A 16,198-nucleotide genomic window follows, 5' to 3' on the forward strand; every position below is an offset into this window, starting at 1 on the left:
GGGGTCCAGATCACCGTCCTCGGGATCACGAAACGACTGTTTATCGTCAGGCAGACGACTATGATCGCGGCATGTCGCCCTACGACCCGTCGGCCTTCCCGCCCTTCGCCGTCACCGTCGACCTGGTCGTGCTCACCGTGCGGCGCCACGCGCTCTGCGCGCTGGTCGTGCGACGGGGTGAGCAGCCGTTCCAGGGCCGCTGGGCGCTGCCCGGCGGCTTCGTGCGCGGGGACGAGGACCTGGCGGGCGCCGCGGCCAGGGAACTCTCCGAGGAGACCGGCCTGTGCGCGCACGACCCGGCCGCCCCCGGCGTGGACAACGGAGCGCACCTCGAACAGCTCGCCACCTACGGGGACCCCAAGCGCGACCCCCGGATGCGGGTGGTCAGCGTGGCCCACCTGGTCCTCGCCCCGGACCTGCCCGCCCCGCGGGCCGGAGGCGATGCCAACAGCGCCCGCTGGGCCCCCGTCGACGAACTCCTCGAAGGCCCCGACCAGGCCTCCGCCGGGCTCGCCTTCGACCATGCGACGATCCTCGCCGACGGCGTCGAGCGGGCCCGCTCGAAGATCGAGTACTCCTCGCTGGCCACCGCCTTCTGCCCGCCCGAGTTCACCGTCGGCGAGCTGCGCCGGGTGTACGAGGCCGTGTGGGGCGTGGCGCTCGACCCGCGCAACTTCCACCGCAAGGTCACCGGGACCCCCGGGTTCCTGGTGCCCGCCGGGGGGACGACCACCCGTCAGGGCGGGCGGCCGGCCCAGCTGTTCAGGGCCGGCGGGGCGACCCTGCTCAACCCGCCGATGCTGCGCCCGGAGGTCTGATCCGCCGGAGTCCCGGCGGCGCCCTCCGCCGTCCGGGGGCCGGCCTGCGGCCATATCGGTACGGGCGCGGGCCGGTTGCGTAGAAAATCGGACATATCGCGTTATCTTGCATGCGGTACTCACGCTGCCGCAAAGCGGTCTCACACCCCGCGAGAGAAGCGATGCTCCAGGCCATCGGACTCACCAGCACACCCCGTCGAGATCTCCCGCCCCTCGTGGACGACCTCACCTTCGAGGCCCGCCCGGGGTGCGTGACCGCCCTGCTCGGAGAGCCGGGTTCGGGCAAGACCACCGCACTGCGGCTCATGCTCGAACTCGAACCCGGCCGCGGCGTCACCTACTTCCGCGGCCGCCCGCTGCACCGGATCCCGCATCCCGGCCGCGAGGTCGGGGTCCTCCTCGGCGACGTCCCCGGGCACCCGTCGCGGACGGTCCGCAACCAGCTCCGGATGCTCTGCGCCGCCGTCGGCGTCCCCGCCTCCCGGGCCGACGCCATGATGGAGGTCGTCGGCATCGGCGGCCTGCGCGACCAGCGGCTCGGGTCACTCTCGGCCGGGATGGACCGCCGGGTCGGGCTGGCGGCGGCCATGCTCGCCGACCCGTGCACCCTGCTCCTCGACGGACCCACGGCAGGGCTTGCCCCCCGGGAACGGGCCTGGCTGCACGGTCTGCTGCGCGGCCACGCCTCCCTGGGCGGCGCCGTGCTCTTCACCACCGACGACGCGAAGGAAGCCGCCCGCAGCGCCGACCGGGTCGTCTCCATCGCCGCGGGGCGGCTCGTCGCCGACCAGGACGCCGCGGACTTCGCGCGCACCCGCCTGCGGCCCAGGGTCGCCGTGCGCACCCCGCACGCCGCCCGGCTGGCCGACGTACTGGGCCGGGAGGCACGGGCCGCGCACCGGGTGGTGGAGATCGTCGAGGAGAGCGGCAGCCGGCTCTCGGTGTACGGGAGCAACTGCGCCGAGGTCGGCGAGGCCGCGTTCCGCCACGGCGTACTGGTCCACCAGCTCGCGGACGAGACGGGCGACACCGGAGCACCCGTCCCGCCCGTGCCGCAGGCCCGCACCCGGACCGGCTCGGGGGTCCGGGTGGAGGCCCGGGTGGAAGCCGCCGCACAGCTCCGCACCGGCCCGGGCGCCGTCACGGCCGGTGCCGGCGCGGGCGTCCACACGGAACCCCGCGCCGACGCCGGCCCTGCCGCCGTCCCCGTCCCCGGCCCGGGCGCCGTCCCCGGACCCGCCTCCGGACCCGCCGCCGGGTCCGGTGCCGGGGTCCGCGCCGAACCGGCCGCCGAGGCCCCGCCCGCTCCCGCCCAGGTGCCCGCCCCCGAGTCCGCCGGGCGCACGCGGGCCCTCGCGCGGCGGGCCCGGCACGCCCGACCCGCGCGCCCCGCCCCGGCCGTGCGCCGCGTGGGCGGCCCGCTGCGACCGCTGCGCTACGAGCTGCGCCGAGCCTTCGGCACCGCTACCCCCTTCCTCACCGCCGCCCTCGTCGTCGCCGTCTCCGCCGCCACCGCCCTCGTGCTCGCCCGCGCCGGCCACACCCCGCAGAACCGGATCCTCGCCGCGTGGCCCGAGCCGCTCCCCCTGCCCCCGGCCGCGCTCGGCGCCGGGCTGCTGGGAGCCCTGGCCTTCGGCGAGGAGTACCGCTACCCCGCCCTCGCAGCCGACCGGGGCACCGTGCCCCGCCGGCTGGGGCTGCTCACCGCCAAGCTCGGGGTGTGCGCCGCCCTCGCCCTCGTGCTCGGGGCCCTCGCGGTCACCGCCGACGCCGCCGCGCTCCGCCTCGTCTTCGGGACCGCCCCGCTGCGCGCCCCGGCCGAGTGGCTCGCCCCGGCCGCGAGTTGGGCCGGGCTGCTGGTCGGCTGCGCCTGGGCCGGGGTGCTCGCCTCCGGGGTCTTCCGGTCCTCCCTCGCGGGCCTGGGCGCCGTGCTCGCCGTACCGGTGGCGGTCGTGCCGTTGGTGCGCAAGGCCCTGGAGGGGCAGTCCGCGTACCCCGCGAGCGGAGTCGCCTCCCGGCTGCGCGCCCTGGCCTCCGCGCCCTGGCCGCCCGAAGGGGACCGCTTCGTGCTGGGGGCCCTTCGGGTGATGGCCCAACCCGTGGGCACCGCCCTGGTGTTGTCGTTGATGGTCCTGTTGTGCGCCTATGGGTTCACAGGACTGCGCGCCAGAGTCCGTTGGTGATCGTTCCGATGCGGGGGGCGACTGCGGAGCGACCGTAGAAGTCCGCTTCGCACGGAATCACGCGAAGCGGACCGCAACTCCCCGCAAAAGGCCCGGTTCCTTACGATAAGGCGTCAATTGCGTAGGTGGCACCGATCACCCTTTCGTGTGCTTTTCACCAAAGACCTCAAGGGTCGTGGAGGCACGGCCGACAAAGGATTCGTGAGTACCCTTGCGCACGCCATGATGACCGCCGCCCGCCATGCCGACACCGGCCTCGCCGGCCCGGGCGAACTCGACCGCTACCCCTACGCGGAGGCCGCCGGCTCCGACCGGGTCGGACCACCCCACTGGGACGGCGCCGACGTCGAGTTGAGCCGCGTCGGACGCCGGGCGGCAGGCAGCCGCGGCCGCGGACTGCACGGCCAACTCGTCCAGCAGCTCGGCCAGATGATCGTCTCCGGCGACCTCGGCGCGGACCGGCCGCTGGTCCCCGAGGAGATCGGACAGCGCTTCGAGGTCTCCCGTACCGTCGTCCGCGAATCGCTGCGGGTCCTGGAGGCCAAGGGCCTCGTCAGCGCCCGCCCCAACGTGGGCACCCGGGTCCGGCCGGTCGCCGACTGGAACCTCCTCGACCCCGACATCATCGAGTGGCGCGCCTTCGGCCCCCAGCGCGACGACCAGCGCCGCGAGCTCAACGAGCTCCGCTGGACGATCGAGCCGCTGGCCGCCCGCCTCGCCGCCGGACACGGCCGCCCGGACGTCCAGCAGCGCCTCTCCGACATGGTCGAGATCATGGGCCACGCCCTCGGCCAGGGCGACGCGATCACCTTCGCCCGCGCCGACAACGAATTCCACGCGCTCCTGATCCAGGTCGCGGGCAACCGCATGCTGGAGCACCTCTCGGGCATCGTGTCCGCCGCCCTCCAGGTCTCCGGCAGCCCCATCACCTCCTGCGACCGCCCCGGCGAGACCTGCGTGGCACACCACGCGCGGATGGTGGAGGCCCTGGCCTCCGGCGACGGCGCGGGTGCCGAGAGCGCCATGCGTCAGCTCCTGACGGTGCATCCGGAGGTCGAGCGCGTGGTCCCCGCCCCGCGCGAGCACTGACGCTCCGACGCACGGGGGCGTGGGAGCGCACCACCGGTCGCCGGGCCCCCTTCGGGCCCGGCGACAGCGGCGTGCGGGGTCTGCGCGCGGGGCTCCGCTTCGGGGGCCCCGGGCGAGTGCGGACGACCGCGGGACCGGCACGGCCGCGCACGCGGTGTGACGCAGGCCACCAAGGGGTGCGCTCGGGGCACGAAGATTGGGCGTAACGCTCCGCGACGTCACGCGATGACCTAAGAGGTGATGGCCGACGGAGGGAAGACAGCAGCCCTTGGGGATGCTGTGCAGCTCCCCGGCCCCTGCCCGCGCCCCCGGCCCATCCCCAGTCGGTGGTCGTCGGCTCCGGTCCAGCACCAGGCCGGGGTCGGAAGCCGTTCCCATCGTTCCGAGAGGTTGTTCGTGTCGGCCAGCACATCCCGTACGCTCCCGCCGGAGATCGCCGATTCCGAGTCTGTGATGGCGCTCATCGAGCGGGGCAAGGCCGAGGGGCAGATCGCCGGCGATGACGTGCGTCGGGCCTTCGAGGCTGACCAGATTCCTGCGACCCAGTGGAAGAATGTTCTGCGCAGCCTCAACCAGATCCTCGAGGAAGAGGGTGTGACGCTGATGGTCAGTGCCGCGGAGTCGCCCAAGCGCACCCCACGCAAGAGCGTCGCAGCGAAGACTCCCGCGAAGCGGACGGCGACGAAGACCGTCGCGGCCAAGACGGCGGCCGCCCCGGCAGTGGCCGACACCATCGCGGAGGCGGGTGCGGCGGACCCCGACACCGCCGACGTGCTCGCCGGGGAGCCCGCAGCCGAGCCCGCCGCGAAGAAGACGGCGGCGAAGAAGACGGCGGCCAAGAAGGCCGCACCCGCCAAGAAGACCGCCGCGAAGAAGACGGCGGCGAAGAAGACCGCCGCCAAGAAGGACGCCGACGAGGGCGACGAGGAGACTCCCGACGAGGGCCCCGACGCCGCGAAGGCGGAGGCCGAGGAGGAGGACGAGGGCGGCGAGAACAAGGGCTTCGTCATCTCCGACGACGAGGACGACGCCCCCGCCCAGCAGGTCGTCGTGGCCGGCGCCACCGCCGACCCCGTCAAGGACTACCTCAAGCAGATCGGCAAGGTCCCCCTCCTCAACGCCGAGCAGGAGGTCGAGCTCGCCAAGCGCATCGAGGCGGGCCTGTTCGCCGAGGACAAGCTGGCGAACTCCGACAAGCTGGCCCCCAAGCTCAAGCGCGAGCTGGAGATCATCGCCGAGGACGGCCGCCGCGCCAAGAACCACCTCCTGGAGGCCAACCTCCGCCTCGTCGTCTCGCTGGCCAAGCGCTACACCGGCCGCGGCATGCTGTTCCTGGACCTGATCCAGGAGGGCAACCTGGGTCTGATCCGCGCGGTCGAGAAGTTCGACTACACCAAGGGCTACAAGTTCTCCACGTACGCGACCTGGTGGATCCGGCAGGCGATCACCCGGGCCATGGCCGACCAGGCCCGCACCATCCGCATCCCGGTGCACATGGTCGAAGTGATCAACAAGCTCGCCCGTGTGCAGCGCCAGATGCTCCAGGACCTGGGCCGCGAGCCCACCCCGGAGGAACTGGCCAAGGAACTCGACATGACCCCCGAGAAGGTCATCGAGGTCCAGAAGTACGGCCGCGAGCCGATCTCCCTGCACACCCCGCTCGGCGAGGACGGCGACAGCGAGTTCGGTGACCTCATCGAGGACTCCGAGGCGGTCGTCCCGGCCGACGCCGTGAGCTTCACGCTCTTGCAGGAGCAGCTCCACTCGGTGCTCGACACGCTGAGCGAGCGAGAGGCGGGCGTGGTCTCGATGCGCTTCGGACTGACCGACGGGCAGCCCAAGACCCTCGACGAGATCGGCAAGGTCTACGGGGTCACCCGTGAGCGCATCCGCCAGATCGAGTCCAAGACCATGTCGAAGCTGCGCCACCCGTCGCGCTCGCAGGTCCTGCGCGACTACCTGGACTGAGCCGGTCCGCGGCCGGTCCGGCCGGGTGCCCTCCCGGCCTTACCGGCCCCCGACCGGGCGTCGAGCGTACGCCGAACCGTCCTCGACGGCTCTTCGACCGCTCCGGCGGGCCCTCGGGCCGGGCCCGGGGCCGCAGGTGCGCATGTCCCCCGGCCATCCCACTCTGGGTGTATTCGAGCACACTCAGAGTCAGGAGGCCTCATGCGTCGTCCCTTCGCCCGTGCCCTGGCGGGCGCTCTGACCCTGGTGGCGGGAGCGGCCGCGGCGCCGCTGGCCCAGGCGCCCAGGGTGGCCGCGGACAGCGTCGTCATAGGCGGGAGCCCGGTACGGGTCGCCGACAGCCCCTGGGTGGTGGCCCTCGCCAGCCGTGACCGGTTCGGGGGTATCCGTGACGGGCAGTTCTGCGGCGGTGTCATCGTCGCGCCGACCACCGTGGTGACGGCGGCCCACTGCCTCGGCCGCCAGGTACTGGGCGGGCCGGTCGAATCCGTCGCCGACTTCCGCGTGATCACCGGGCGTACGGAGCTCCGCGCGCCCGAGGGCCGCGAGATCGCGGTGGCCGGGGCCCGGGTCAACCCCGCCTACGATCCCGGGACCAACGCCGGGGACCTCGCCGTGCTGGAGCTGGCCGAAGCGGTGCCGGCGGACCACGTGCTCCCCATGGCCGGGGCCGGCCACCCCGCCTACGGGGCGGGCACCGAGGCGGCCGTGTACGGGTGGGGCGACACCAGCGGCTTCGGCGACTACGCGTACGGGCTGCGGGCGGCGCGGGTCACCGTACTGGCCGACGAGGTCTGCCACCGGGCGTACCCGGGGGACTCGGACGGGCAGTACCGGCAGGAATCCATGGTGTGCGCGGGCGACAGCTCGGGAGGGAAGGACGCCTGCCAGGGGGACAGCGGCGGACCGCTGGTGGCGCAGGGGCGGCTCATCGGGCTGGTGTCCTGGGGGCGCGGCTGCGGACGCGCCGACAGCCCGGGGGTGTACACCCGGATCGCACCGCTGGTCGGCTTCGTGAGCGGCCCCGAGAGGCGCGCACGGCCGAGCGGGGTCTAGGACACCACGCGGGGCGCCCGGAGGGGCTCCAGGCGCCCCGCAGGCCCCGGGAAGGGGTACGGGGGCCGCCACAGGGCGGGGCCCGGAGCGCGGAGGGCCCGGGTGTCCCCGGGCACCTGCGGACATGAGGACGGGCGGTACCCCTGGGTCTCAGGGATACCGCCCGTCGACCGGCCTGGCCGGTCCTGGCTCGTCGGATGCGAGGTTCAGGCCTTGTGTCAGCGGTCCTCGTCGGCCGCACTGGCGGCCGGAGCGGACGTAAGCCGCTCGGTCTCATCCTGTATTTCCGCGGCGATCTTCTTGAGTTCCGGCTCGAACTTACGCCCGTGGTGGGCGCAGAAGAGCAGTTCACCACCGCTCAGGAGGACGACGCGCAGATATGCCTGGGCGCCGCAACGGTCGCATCGGTCAGCGGCCGTCAGCGGGGTCGCGGGTGTCAGAACAGTAGTCACGTCGCCTCTTCTCTAGCTCGACGAGCTGTCGTACCAGGGTCAACATCCAACCAGGCCGAAAACGTTCCCGCTCGCGGCTTTTCCTCGAAACTTCCTTCCGAAGCTGGCCGGCTGCTGCCGGTTGGCGGCGAAGGAGCCGTATTGCGTTGCTTTACGGTTTCGCGTTGTCAGTCGTTCGCTTGTAGCAGTTCTCGTCCTCCCCGGCGTGAGTGCCGGTTGTTCATGAGGACGTGCCCGAACCCTAAATGGTTCATGCGTCGAAGGGAACGTGATGTTTGCTTCACCCCTGCGGGGGATCGAACATCCGTGCGGATCTGCACTAGGCTGTGGAACCCACGAGGGTGGCGTTGCATCGGCTCTACCAGGCCTCGGTACCCTTCGACCGGCGACCCAGCCACCCCTGCGCCCCACCGGGCCAGAAAAGAAATTCAGCGAGGAGCGAACTGCGTGACCGCCGACACGTCCGTGCCTTCCAGCGCGCTGCTGTCCGGAGCAGACCGGGACGGTTCCAACTACACCGCGCGGCACCTGCTCGTCCTCGAAGGCCTCGAGGCCGTCCGCAAGCGCCCCGGCATGTATATCGGCTCCACCGACAGCCGAGGCCTGATGCACTGCCTCTGGGAGATCATCGACAATTCCGTCGACGAGGCCCTGGGCGGCTACTGCGACCACATCGAGGTGATCCTGCACGACGACGCCTCGGTCGAGGTCCGCGACAACGGCCGCGGCATCCCCGTCGACGTCGAGCCCAAGACCGGCCTGTCCGGCGTCGAGGTCGTCATGACCAAGCTGCACGCCGGCGGCAAGTTCGGCGGGGGCTCCTACGCGGCCTCCGGCGGCCTGCACGGCGTCGGCGCCTCCGTGGTCAACGCCCTCTCCGCCCGCCTGGACGTCGAGGTCGACCGGAACAGCTCCACGCACGCCATCAGCTTCCGCCGCGGCGTCCCCGGCCTCTTCGCCGAGCAGGGCCCCGAGAGCCCCTTCGACCCGGCGAACGGCCTGCGCAAGGCCAAGCGGATCGCCAAGGGCAAGACCGGCACCCGGGTCCGCTACTGGGCCGACCGGCAGATCTTCCTCAAGGACGCCCGGCTCTCCCTGGAGACCCTCTACCAGCGCGCCCGCCAGACCGCCTTCCTCGTCCCCGGCCTGACCATCGTCGTCCGCGACGAGCGGGGCATCGACGGCGCCGGCAAGACCGAGGAGACCTTCCGCTTCGACGGGGGGATCAGCGAGTTCTGCGAGTACCTCGCCCAGGACAAGGCCGTCTGCGACGTACTGCGCCTGACCGGTACCGGTACCTTCAAGGAGACCGTCCCGGTCCTCGACGACCGCGGCCACATGACCCCCACCGAGGTCACCCGTGAGCTCGGCGTGGACATCGCCCTGCGCTGGGGCACGGGGTACGAGACCGGCGTCAAGTCCTTCGTGAACATCATCGCCACCCCCAAGGGCGGCACCCACGTCTCCGGATTCGAACGCTCGGTCACCAAGACCGTGAACGAGGTGCTGCGCTCCGCGAAGCTCCTGCGCGTCGCCGAGGACGACGTGGTCAAGGACGACGCCATGGAGGGCATGACGGCGGTCGTGACCGTCCGCCTCGCCGAGCCGCAGTTCGAGGGCCAGACCAAGGAGGTGCTCGGCACCTCCGCGGCCACCAGGATCGTGGCCGCCGTCGTCGCCAAGGAGCTCAAGGCATTCCTGACCTCCACCAAGCGCGACGACAAGCAGCAGGCCCGCGCCGTGATGGAGAAGATCGTCGCGGCCGCCCGGACCCGGATCGCGGCCCGCCAGCACAAGGAGGCGCAGCGCCGCAAGACCGCGCTGGAGTCCTCCTCGCTGCCGGCCAAGCTGGCCGACTGCCGCAGCGACGACGTGGACCGCAGCGAGCTCTTCATCGTCGAGGGAGACTCGGCCCTCGGTACGGCCAAGCTTGCGCGGAACTCCGAGTTCCAGGCACTGCTGCCGATCCGGGGCAAGATCCTCAACGTCCAGAAGTCCTCGGTCTCGGACATGCTCAAGAACGCCGAGTGCGGCGCGATCATCCAGGTCATAGGAGCCGGCTCCGGCCGTACCTTCGACATCGACGCCGCCCGCTACGGGAAGATCGTCCTCCTCGTCGACGCCGACGTCGACGGCGCGCACATCCGCTGCCTGCTGCTCACGCTCTTCCAGCGGTACATGCGTCCGATGGTCGAGGCGGGCCGGGTCTTCGCGGCCGTGCCGCCGCTGCACCGGATCGAGCTGGTCCAGCCCAAGAAGGGCCAGGACAAGTACGTCTACACGTATTCGGACAACGAGCTGCGCCAGACCTTGCTGGAGTACCAGCGCAAGAACATCAGGTACAAGGACGCCATCCAGCGCTACAAGGGTCTCGGCGAGATGGACGCGGACCAGCTGGCGGAGACCACGATGGACCCCCGCCACCGCACCCTGCGGCGGATCAACATCGGCGACCTGGACTCGGCCGAGCAGGTATTCGACCTGCTCATGGGCAATGAGGTGGCCCCGCGCAAGGAGTTCATCACCGGCTCCGCGGCGACCCTCGACCGCTCGCGCATCGACGCCTGACCCCTCCGCGGTACCGGCCGGCCACGGCCGGTACCGCGGATGCGGAAACGGCGTTCCGGCACACCGGTGCCGCTCGTTCCGTCACCTGAAGGGGTGAAGAGCACCGGTACATCAGTCCGGAAACCGACCATCCGGCACATCCTTGTGGGCACGCGGCCAATGCGGCGGCGGACAAGGAGAGTTCGGTGGACAAGCACGAAGGTCGTGATGCCGGAACGATCCGGCTGGACGACCCCTGGTACGACGCGCTGGCCGTGGGCTGGGGCGAGGGCGCGGACACGGTCCCGGCCCAGGCCGCCCCGGTCCCCGGGGGCCGGGCGGCGCCCGGCGCGTCCGAGATCTACCTCGAAGTGCAGCGCAGCGCCGCCTTCCAGGAGGTCCGCGGCCGCTACCGGAGGTTCGTCGTCCCCGCGACCGCCGGCTTCTTCCTCTGGTACGTCGCCTACGTGGTCGCCGCCACCGCGGCACCGGGGCTCATGGCCCGGCCCGTGGCCGGCGCGGTCAACGTGGCCCTGCTGGCCGGTCTCGGACAGTTCCTCAGCACCTTCCTGCTGACCTGGGCCTACGCCCGGCACGCGCGGCTGCGTCGTGACCGGGCCGCGCTCGACCTGCGCTGGACGGTCTTCGAGCAGGAGCGCGTGCAGGAGCGCGCACAGGGCCGGGCGGCCGCCCACGAGCAGGAGTACGGCCGGCCGCGGACGAGGACGGTCCGGGGGGAGGGGGCGTGACCACCGAGCACCAGACCCTCGCGCTGATCCTCTTCAGCGCCTTCATCGCGGTCACCCTCGGCATCACGACCTGGGTCAGCCGCAACCGGCACGGCTCGGCCGAGGAGTTCTACGCGGGCGGGCGGCTCTTCTCCCCGATGGAGAACGGTTTCGCCATCGCCGGCGACTACATGTCCGCCGCCTCCTTCCTGGGGATCTCCGGGCTGATCGCCCTCTTCGGCTACGACGGCCTGCTCTACTCCGTCGGCTTCCTCGTCGCCTGGCTGGTGGTCCTCTTCCTGGTCGCCGAACTGGTGCGCAACTGCGGGAGGTTCACTCTCGCCGACGTGGTGGCCGCCCGGATGAGCGAGCGGCCCGTCCGGATCGCCGCCGGCACCTCCTCGGTGGTCGTCTCCGTGCTCTACCTGGTCGCGCAGATGGTCGGGGCGGGCAGCCTGGTGGGCCTGCTGCTCTCGGACTCGGGCCCCGCCGCCCGGACCCTGACCGTGATCGGGGTCGGGGCGCTGATGGTGGTCTACGTGACCTTCGGCGGGATGCGGGCCACCACCTGGATCCAGATCGTCAAGGCGGTCCTGCTGATGGGCGGGGCCGTCGCCCTGACCGTGCTCGTCCTGCTCCGCTTCCACGGGAACCTCGACCAGCTGCTCTCGGGCGCCGCCGAGCGCAGCGGGCACGGGGCCCGCTTCCTGAGCCCGGGCCTCAAGTACGGCGGGGACTGGACCGCCCGGGTCGACTTCATGAGCCTCGGCCTCGCGCTGGTCCTGGGCACCGCGGGCCTGCCGCACATCCTGTCGCGCTTCTACACCGTGCCGACCGCGCGGGCCGCCCGCCGGTCGGTGGTGTGGGCGATCGCGCTGATCGGGGGCTTCTACCTGATGACCGTCGTGCTCGGCTTCGGGGCGGCCGCGCTGGTCGGGCCCGACGAGGTACGGGCCTCGAACGCCTCCGGGAACACGGCCGTACCGCTGCTGGCGGCCTTCCTGGGCGGGGGCGCCGACTCCACCGGGGGCGCGGTGCTGTTCGCGATCGTGGCCGCCATCGCCTTCGCGACCATCCTCGCGGTGGTCGCCGGGATCACCCTGGCCTCGTCGGCCTCCGTCGCGCACGATCTGTACGCCTCCCTCAAGCGCCGCCACGCCCGGCAGCGCAGCGAGGTGGCCGTGGCACGGATCGCGGCCGTCGGGATCGGGGCGGTGGCCATTGCCCTGGGGCTGATCGCGCAGGACCTGAACGTGGCCTTCCTGGTGGGGCTGGCCTTCGCCGTGGCGGCCTCGGCGAACCTGCCGGTGCTGCTGTACTCGCTGTTCTGGCGGGGCTTCACCACACGGGGGGCGGTCTGGTCGGTGTACGGGGGGCTGGTTCCGGCGGTGCTGCTGGTGGTCCTCTCGCCCGTCGTCTCCGGGAGCCCCGAATCCCTCTTCCCGGGCGTGGACTTCCAGTACTTCCCGCTGCAGAACCCAGGCATCGTCTCGATCCCGCTCGGCTTCCTGGCGGGCTGGCTGGGCACCGTCACCTCCGCGGAGGAGGCGGACGAGCGCAAGCACGCCGAGACGGAGGTCCGCTCCCTGACGGGGGCCGGCGCGGTGTGAGGCCCGGGGCGTGTCCTTCGGATCGGGCCCGGCCTGCTCCGAAAGACACGCCCTAACCGCCGTCCGAGGGGCGCCAGGCGTAGCGGTGTTCGGGGCGGCCGGTCTCGCCGTAGCGCAGGGCCAGTGTGACGCGGCCGGCCCGGTCCAGGAGTTTCAGGTAGCGCTGGGCGGTCTGCCGGCTGATGCCGGCGCGGTCGGCGATCTGCTGGGTGGACAGGGGGCCTTCGGCGGCGCGCAGTACCTGGCGTACCAGCTCCGCGGTGGTGGGGGAGTGTCCCTTGGGCAGCTCGTTCGGGGTGCCGGCCGCGGCGAGGGCGCCGAAGATCCGGTCGACCTCGGCCTGTTCGGCCTCGCCGCCGCCGGAGAGGGAGCGGCGCAGGGAGGCGTAGGCCTCCAGTTTGGTGCGCAGCCCGGCGAAGGTGAACGGCTTGACCAGGTACTGGAGGGCGCCGAGCCGCATGGCCGCCTGGACGGTGGCGAGGTCCCGGGCGGCCGTGACCATGATCACGTCTGTGTGGTGGCCGAGCTGGCGCAGGCGGCGTACCAGGTCGAGGCCGTTCTCGTCCGGGAGGTAGTGGTCGAGGAGGACCAGGTCCACAGGGCGGGCGGTGAGGAAGTCCAGGGCCTCGGCGGCCGAATGGACCTCGCCGCAGACCCGGAAACCGGGAACCTTCGCCACGTACGCCGCGTTGATCCTGGCAACACGCATGTCGTCGTCGACGACCAATACGTGGATCGGGGCCTCGTTCATCGCAGGGCCTCCGGGAGCACGACGGAGAACTCCGCCCCTCCGTCCTCTGCCGCCCCGGCCCGTGCGCTGCCGCCCTGCCGCTCCGCGAGGCGGCGTACGAGGGCCAGGCCCAGCCCGCGCTCGCGGTGGGCCTCGGGCTGCTTGGTCGACCAGCCCTCGGTGAAGATCTCCTCGTGCCGGCCGGCGGGGACCCCGGGGCCGCTGTCGCGCACCCGCAGCACGGCGGTGCGCCCCTGCGCGCGGATGTCGACCTCGACCAGGGGCGCGGCCGAGCCGGCGGCCGCGTCCAGGGCGTTGTCCACGAGGTTGCCGAGAATCGTGACGAGGCCGCCCGGGTCCACCAGGCGGTCGGGGAGGAGTGCGGCCGGGGCGAGGCGCAGCGCGACGCCGCGCTCGGCGGCGACGGTGGCCTTGCCCACGAGCAGGGCCGCGAGCAGGGGGTCGTGGACCTTCTCGGTGACCTGCTCGGCCGTGGTGCGGTGGACTCCGACGACCTCGTTGACGAAGTCGACGGCTTCCTCGTGCAGGCCCAGTTCGAGCAGGCCGAGGAGGGTGTGGAGGCGGTTCGCGTGCTCGTGGTCCTGGGCGCGCAGGGCGTCGATCAGGCCTTTGGTGGAGTCCAGTTCACGGCCCAGGCGTTCCACCTCGGTGCGGTCGCGCAGGGTGGCGACGGCTCCGCCGTCGGCGGTCGGCATCCGGTTGGCGACCAGGACCCGCGGGCCCTGGACGGTGAGGAGGTCCCGGCCGGTGACCCGCCCGGTGAGGACGTCGCTGGTGCGGCCCGTGCCGAGGACCTCGTCCAGCGGCCGGCCGGCGAGGGTGCCCGCGCTGTCCGGGGGGAGGCCCAGCAGCCGGGCGGCCTCGTCGTTGACGAGCCGCACCCGGTCGTCCGGATCGAGGGCGATCACGCCTTCCCGGATGGAGTGCAGCATGGCCTCGCGCTCCGCGAGGAGGCCCGCGATGTCGGAGAAGGCCAGGTCGCGGGTCTGCCGATGGATCCGGCGGGAGAGGAGGTAGGCGGCCAGCGCGCCGGCCGCCAGGGCGCCGCCCGCGTGGGCGAGCAGTCCGGGGATGGCGCCGAGCAGCCGGTCGCGGACGCTGTCGTAGGCGATGCCGACCGAGACGGCGCCGACGACCTCCCCGTCGGCGGCGACCAGGGGGACCTTGCCCCGGGCGGATCGGCCCAGGGTGCCCTCGTCGATCTCCATCACCTCGTGGCCGGCGAGCGCGTCGCTCGGATCGGTGGAGACCGGCCGTCCGATCCGGTCGGCGCTGGGGTGGGAGCGGCGGATTCCGTGGAGGTCGAGGACCACCACGTACTCGGCGCCGGTCGCCCTGCGGATCCGCTCGGCCGCGGACTGCACGGGGCTGTCCGCCGTCGGCTCCGACCGCAGGAGGTCGGCGGCCAGGGACGGGTCGGCGGCCGTGCTCTGGGCGATGGCCAGGGCCCGCCGCATCGCCTGGTCGTCCAGCTGGCCGCTCAGGGGGGCCAGGAAGAGCCCGGTCGCCAGGACGGCGACGCCGGCCGCGATGGCCAGCTGGGTCAGCAGGATCTGCGAGACGGCCCGTCTGGGCAGCCCGAGGCGCCGAGCGCCCGTGGGGAGGAACCGCATGACTAGCACCGTAGGTCGGCGGGGGAGGAAGCGGAATTCCCCCGTCTATGAGAAGCCCCACCCGCAGGGGGACGTCGACGGGCGGCCGTCCCGGGCGCGGGTTCCGGTCAGGGCAGCGGGCGGGGCGGGCGGGGGCCCGTGTAGTGGCCGCTCGGGCGCATGCGCAGGGGGCGCTCCTGGTACTCCTCCAGCGCGTGCGCGATCCAGCCCGCCGTCCGGGCGACCGCGAAGACCGTCTCACCGGCCTCGGCGGTCATCCCGCAGGACACCGTCAGCACCGCCAGCGCCAGGTCCACGTTGGCGTGCAGCCCGTGCCGGGCCATCACCGCCGCCACGTCCCGTGCCGCACCGAGCGCCGGGGCGGCCTGCGGGAGCCCCTCCAGGTGCCCGAACAGCGCCCGCGCCCTCGGGTCCTCGCCCCGGTACAGCCGGTGGCCGAGCCCGGGCACCCGGCGCCCCGCGCGCAGGTGCTCCGCCACCACGGGCGCGGCGCCGCCCCGCTCCAGGACCTCCGCCAGCATCCGGTGCGCGAGCCGCCCGGCCGCCCCGTGCAGGGGGCCCTCCAGCGCGCCGAGCCCGGCCGAGACCACCGCGTACGGATGGGCCCGCGCCGAGGCGGCCACCCGTACCGCGAGGGTGGAGGCGGCGAGGTCGTGGTCGACCAGCAGGCCCAGCGCCAGGTCCAGGGCGCCGACGGCCACCGGGTCCGGCTCGCACCAGGTCAGCCGGGACCACAGTGCCCGGGCGAGCGGCCCGTCGCCTTCGGGGGCCCGGGCCGGGTCCGCCTCGGGCAGGGCCCCGACCAGCGTCGGGATCAGGCAGCGCGCGGAGCCGAGTACCGCCTCCTCGGACAGGTCGAAGCGCAGCGGGTCCACCACCGCCGCGGCGGCGACCGCGACCCGCAGCCGGTCGAGGGGCCCGCTGTGCTCGGGCAGCGCGGCCACCGCCCGCCGGGCGGCGGCGAGCGCCTCCGGGGGAGCGGTGAACCGGGCCCCGTGCGGCAGGCTGCCCGTCCAGAGCCACTCGGCGACCTCCTCGTAGGGGTGGCGCGAGGCCAGCTCGACGGCGTCGACGCCGCGGAAGAAGTACCGGTCGGCCTCGATGAGGGTGAGCGAGGTGCGCACGGAGAGCTCCCCGGCGGGCGCCGCGGCCTCCCGCCGGCTGCGCCTGGCCAGGGCCTCCACCTCCCGCGCGTCGAAGGTGCTGCCCCGCCCGACCGCGTCGCGGCGGCTGCCGAGCTGGCCCCGGCTCACGTACGCGTACACCGTCGCGGGCTTCACTCCGAGGAGCTGCGCGGCCTCCCGGGTGGTGAGCCGCCTCTCGTCTTCGCTCATGACACACAGCCTACATATGTTGATTCCATCAATATTGACAGCGATCCAA

12 protein-coding genes are annotated in these 16,198 nt (G+C 73.0%); 8 read left to right on the forward strand and 4 right to left on the reverse strand.

The window, feature by feature from the left end; translation table 11 throughout:
- Positions 1-71 precede the first annotated feature (71 nt).
- From ACZ7IF_RS34485 to ACZ7IF_RS34505, 5 genes are all read left to right on the forward strand, one after another.
- Complete coding sequence (locus ACZ7IF_RS34485; RefSeq protein ID WP_405978244.1) at positions 72-818, forward strand: NUDIX hydrolase; 747 nt, start codon at positions 72-74, stop codon at positions 816-818.
- A gap of 161 nt (positions 819-979) precedes the next feature.
- Positions 980-3,001 (forward strand): ATP-binding cassette domain-containing protein, encoded by a 2,022-nt coding sequence (locus tag ACZ7IF_RS34490; RefSeq protein WP_470979908.1) that lies wholly within the window; start codon positions 980-982, stop codon positions 2,999-3,001.
- Positions 3,002-3,202: 201 nt separating this feature from the next.
- A complete protein-coding gene (locus ACZ7IF_RS34495; RefSeq protein WP_470979911.1) occupies positions 3,203-4,090 on the forward strand; it encodes a FadR/GntR family transcriptional regulator in 888 nt (295 codons plus the stop codon).
- A gap of 396 nt (positions 4,091-4,486) precedes the next feature.
- Positions 4,487-6,058, forward strand: coding sequence for an RNA polymerase sigma factor (locus tag ACZ7IF_RS34500; protein ID WP_470979914.1), 1,572 nt, complete (start codon positions 4,487-4,489; stop codon positions 6,056-6,058).
- A 201-nt stretch (positions 6,059-6,259) separates the two neighbouring features.
- The gene (locus tag ACZ7IF_RS34505) at positions 6,260-7,114 is read left to right on the forward strand and encodes a serine protease (protein WP_470979917.1); all 855 of its coding nucleotides are present in this window, start codon (positions 6,260-6,262) and stop codon (positions 7,112-7,114) included.
- Between the two features lie 218 nt (positions 7,115-7,332).
- Here ACZ7IF_RS34505 and ACZ7IF_RS34510 read toward each other — a convergent pair whose 3' ends face one another.
- The gene (locus tag ACZ7IF_RS34510) at positions 7,333-7,566 is read right to left on the reverse strand and encodes a DUF7455 domain-containing protein (protein ID WP_007267009.1); all 234 of its coding nucleotides are present in this window, start codon (positions 7,564-7,566) and stop codon (positions 7,333-7,335) included.
- A 447-nt stretch (positions 7,567-8,013) separates the two neighbouring features.
- Between ACZ7IF_RS34510 and ACZ7IF_RS34515 the strand changes: the two genes are divergently transcribed.
- From ACZ7IF_RS34515 to ACZ7IF_RS34525, 3 genes are all read left to right on the forward strand, one after another.
- On the forward strand, positions 8,014-10,134 hold the full coding sequence (locus ACZ7IF_RS34515; protein ID WP_470979920.1) for a DNA gyrase/topoisomerase IV subunit B: 2,121 nt from the start codon (positions 8,014-8,016) through the stop codon (positions 10,132-10,134).
- A gap of 185 nt (positions 10,135-10,319) precedes the next feature.
- Positions 10,320-10,862, forward strand: a complete 543-nt coding sequence (locus ACZ7IF_RS34520; RefSeq protein ID WP_470979923.1) for a DUF485 domain-containing protein — start codon at positions 10,320-10,322, stop codon at positions 10,860-10,862.
- Positions 10,859-12,451: a solute symporter family protein gene (locus ACZ7IF_RS34525; RefSeq protein ID WP_470979926.1), complete on the forward strand. Its 1,593-nt coding sequence runs from the start codon at positions 10,859-10,861 to the stop codon at positions 12,449-12,451. Before ACZ7IF_RS34520 ends, ACZ7IF_RS34525 begins: the two co-directional genes overlap by 4 nt.
- Before the next feature lie 52 nt (positions 12,452-12,503).
- Here the strand turns inward: ACZ7IF_RS34525 and ACZ7IF_RS34530 are convergent, their stop codons facing one another.
- The 3 genes from ACZ7IF_RS34530 to ACZ7IF_RS34540 all read right to left on the reverse strand — a co-directional run bounded on the left by ACZ7IF_RS34530 (position 12,504) and on the right by ACZ7IF_RS34540 (position 16,149).
- Positions 12,504-13,202, reverse strand: a complete 699-nt coding sequence (locus ACZ7IF_RS34530) for a DUF7342 family protein (protein ID WP_470979929.1) — start codon at positions 13,200-13,202, stop codon at positions 12,504-12,506.
- Positions 13,199-14,815 carry an ATP-binding protein gene (locus tag ACZ7IF_RS34535; protein ID WP_470979932.1) on the reverse strand — a complete coding sequence of 539 codons (1,617 nt, stop codon included), beginning with the start codon at positions 14,813-14,815 and terminating at the stop codon, positions 13,199-13,201. Before ACZ7IF_RS34535 ends, ACZ7IF_RS34530 begins: the two co-directional genes overlap by 4 nt.
- A 107-nt stretch (positions 14,816-14,922) precedes the next feature.
- Entirely contained in the window at positions 14,923-16,149 is a 1,227-nt protein-coding gene (locus ACZ7IF_RS34540; protein WP_470979935.1) for a citrate synthase, read from the reverse strand.
- Positions 16,150-16,198: the final 49 nt, after the last annotated feature.

It is taken from the genome of Streptomyces sp. NPDC037421 (assembly GCF_055602105.1).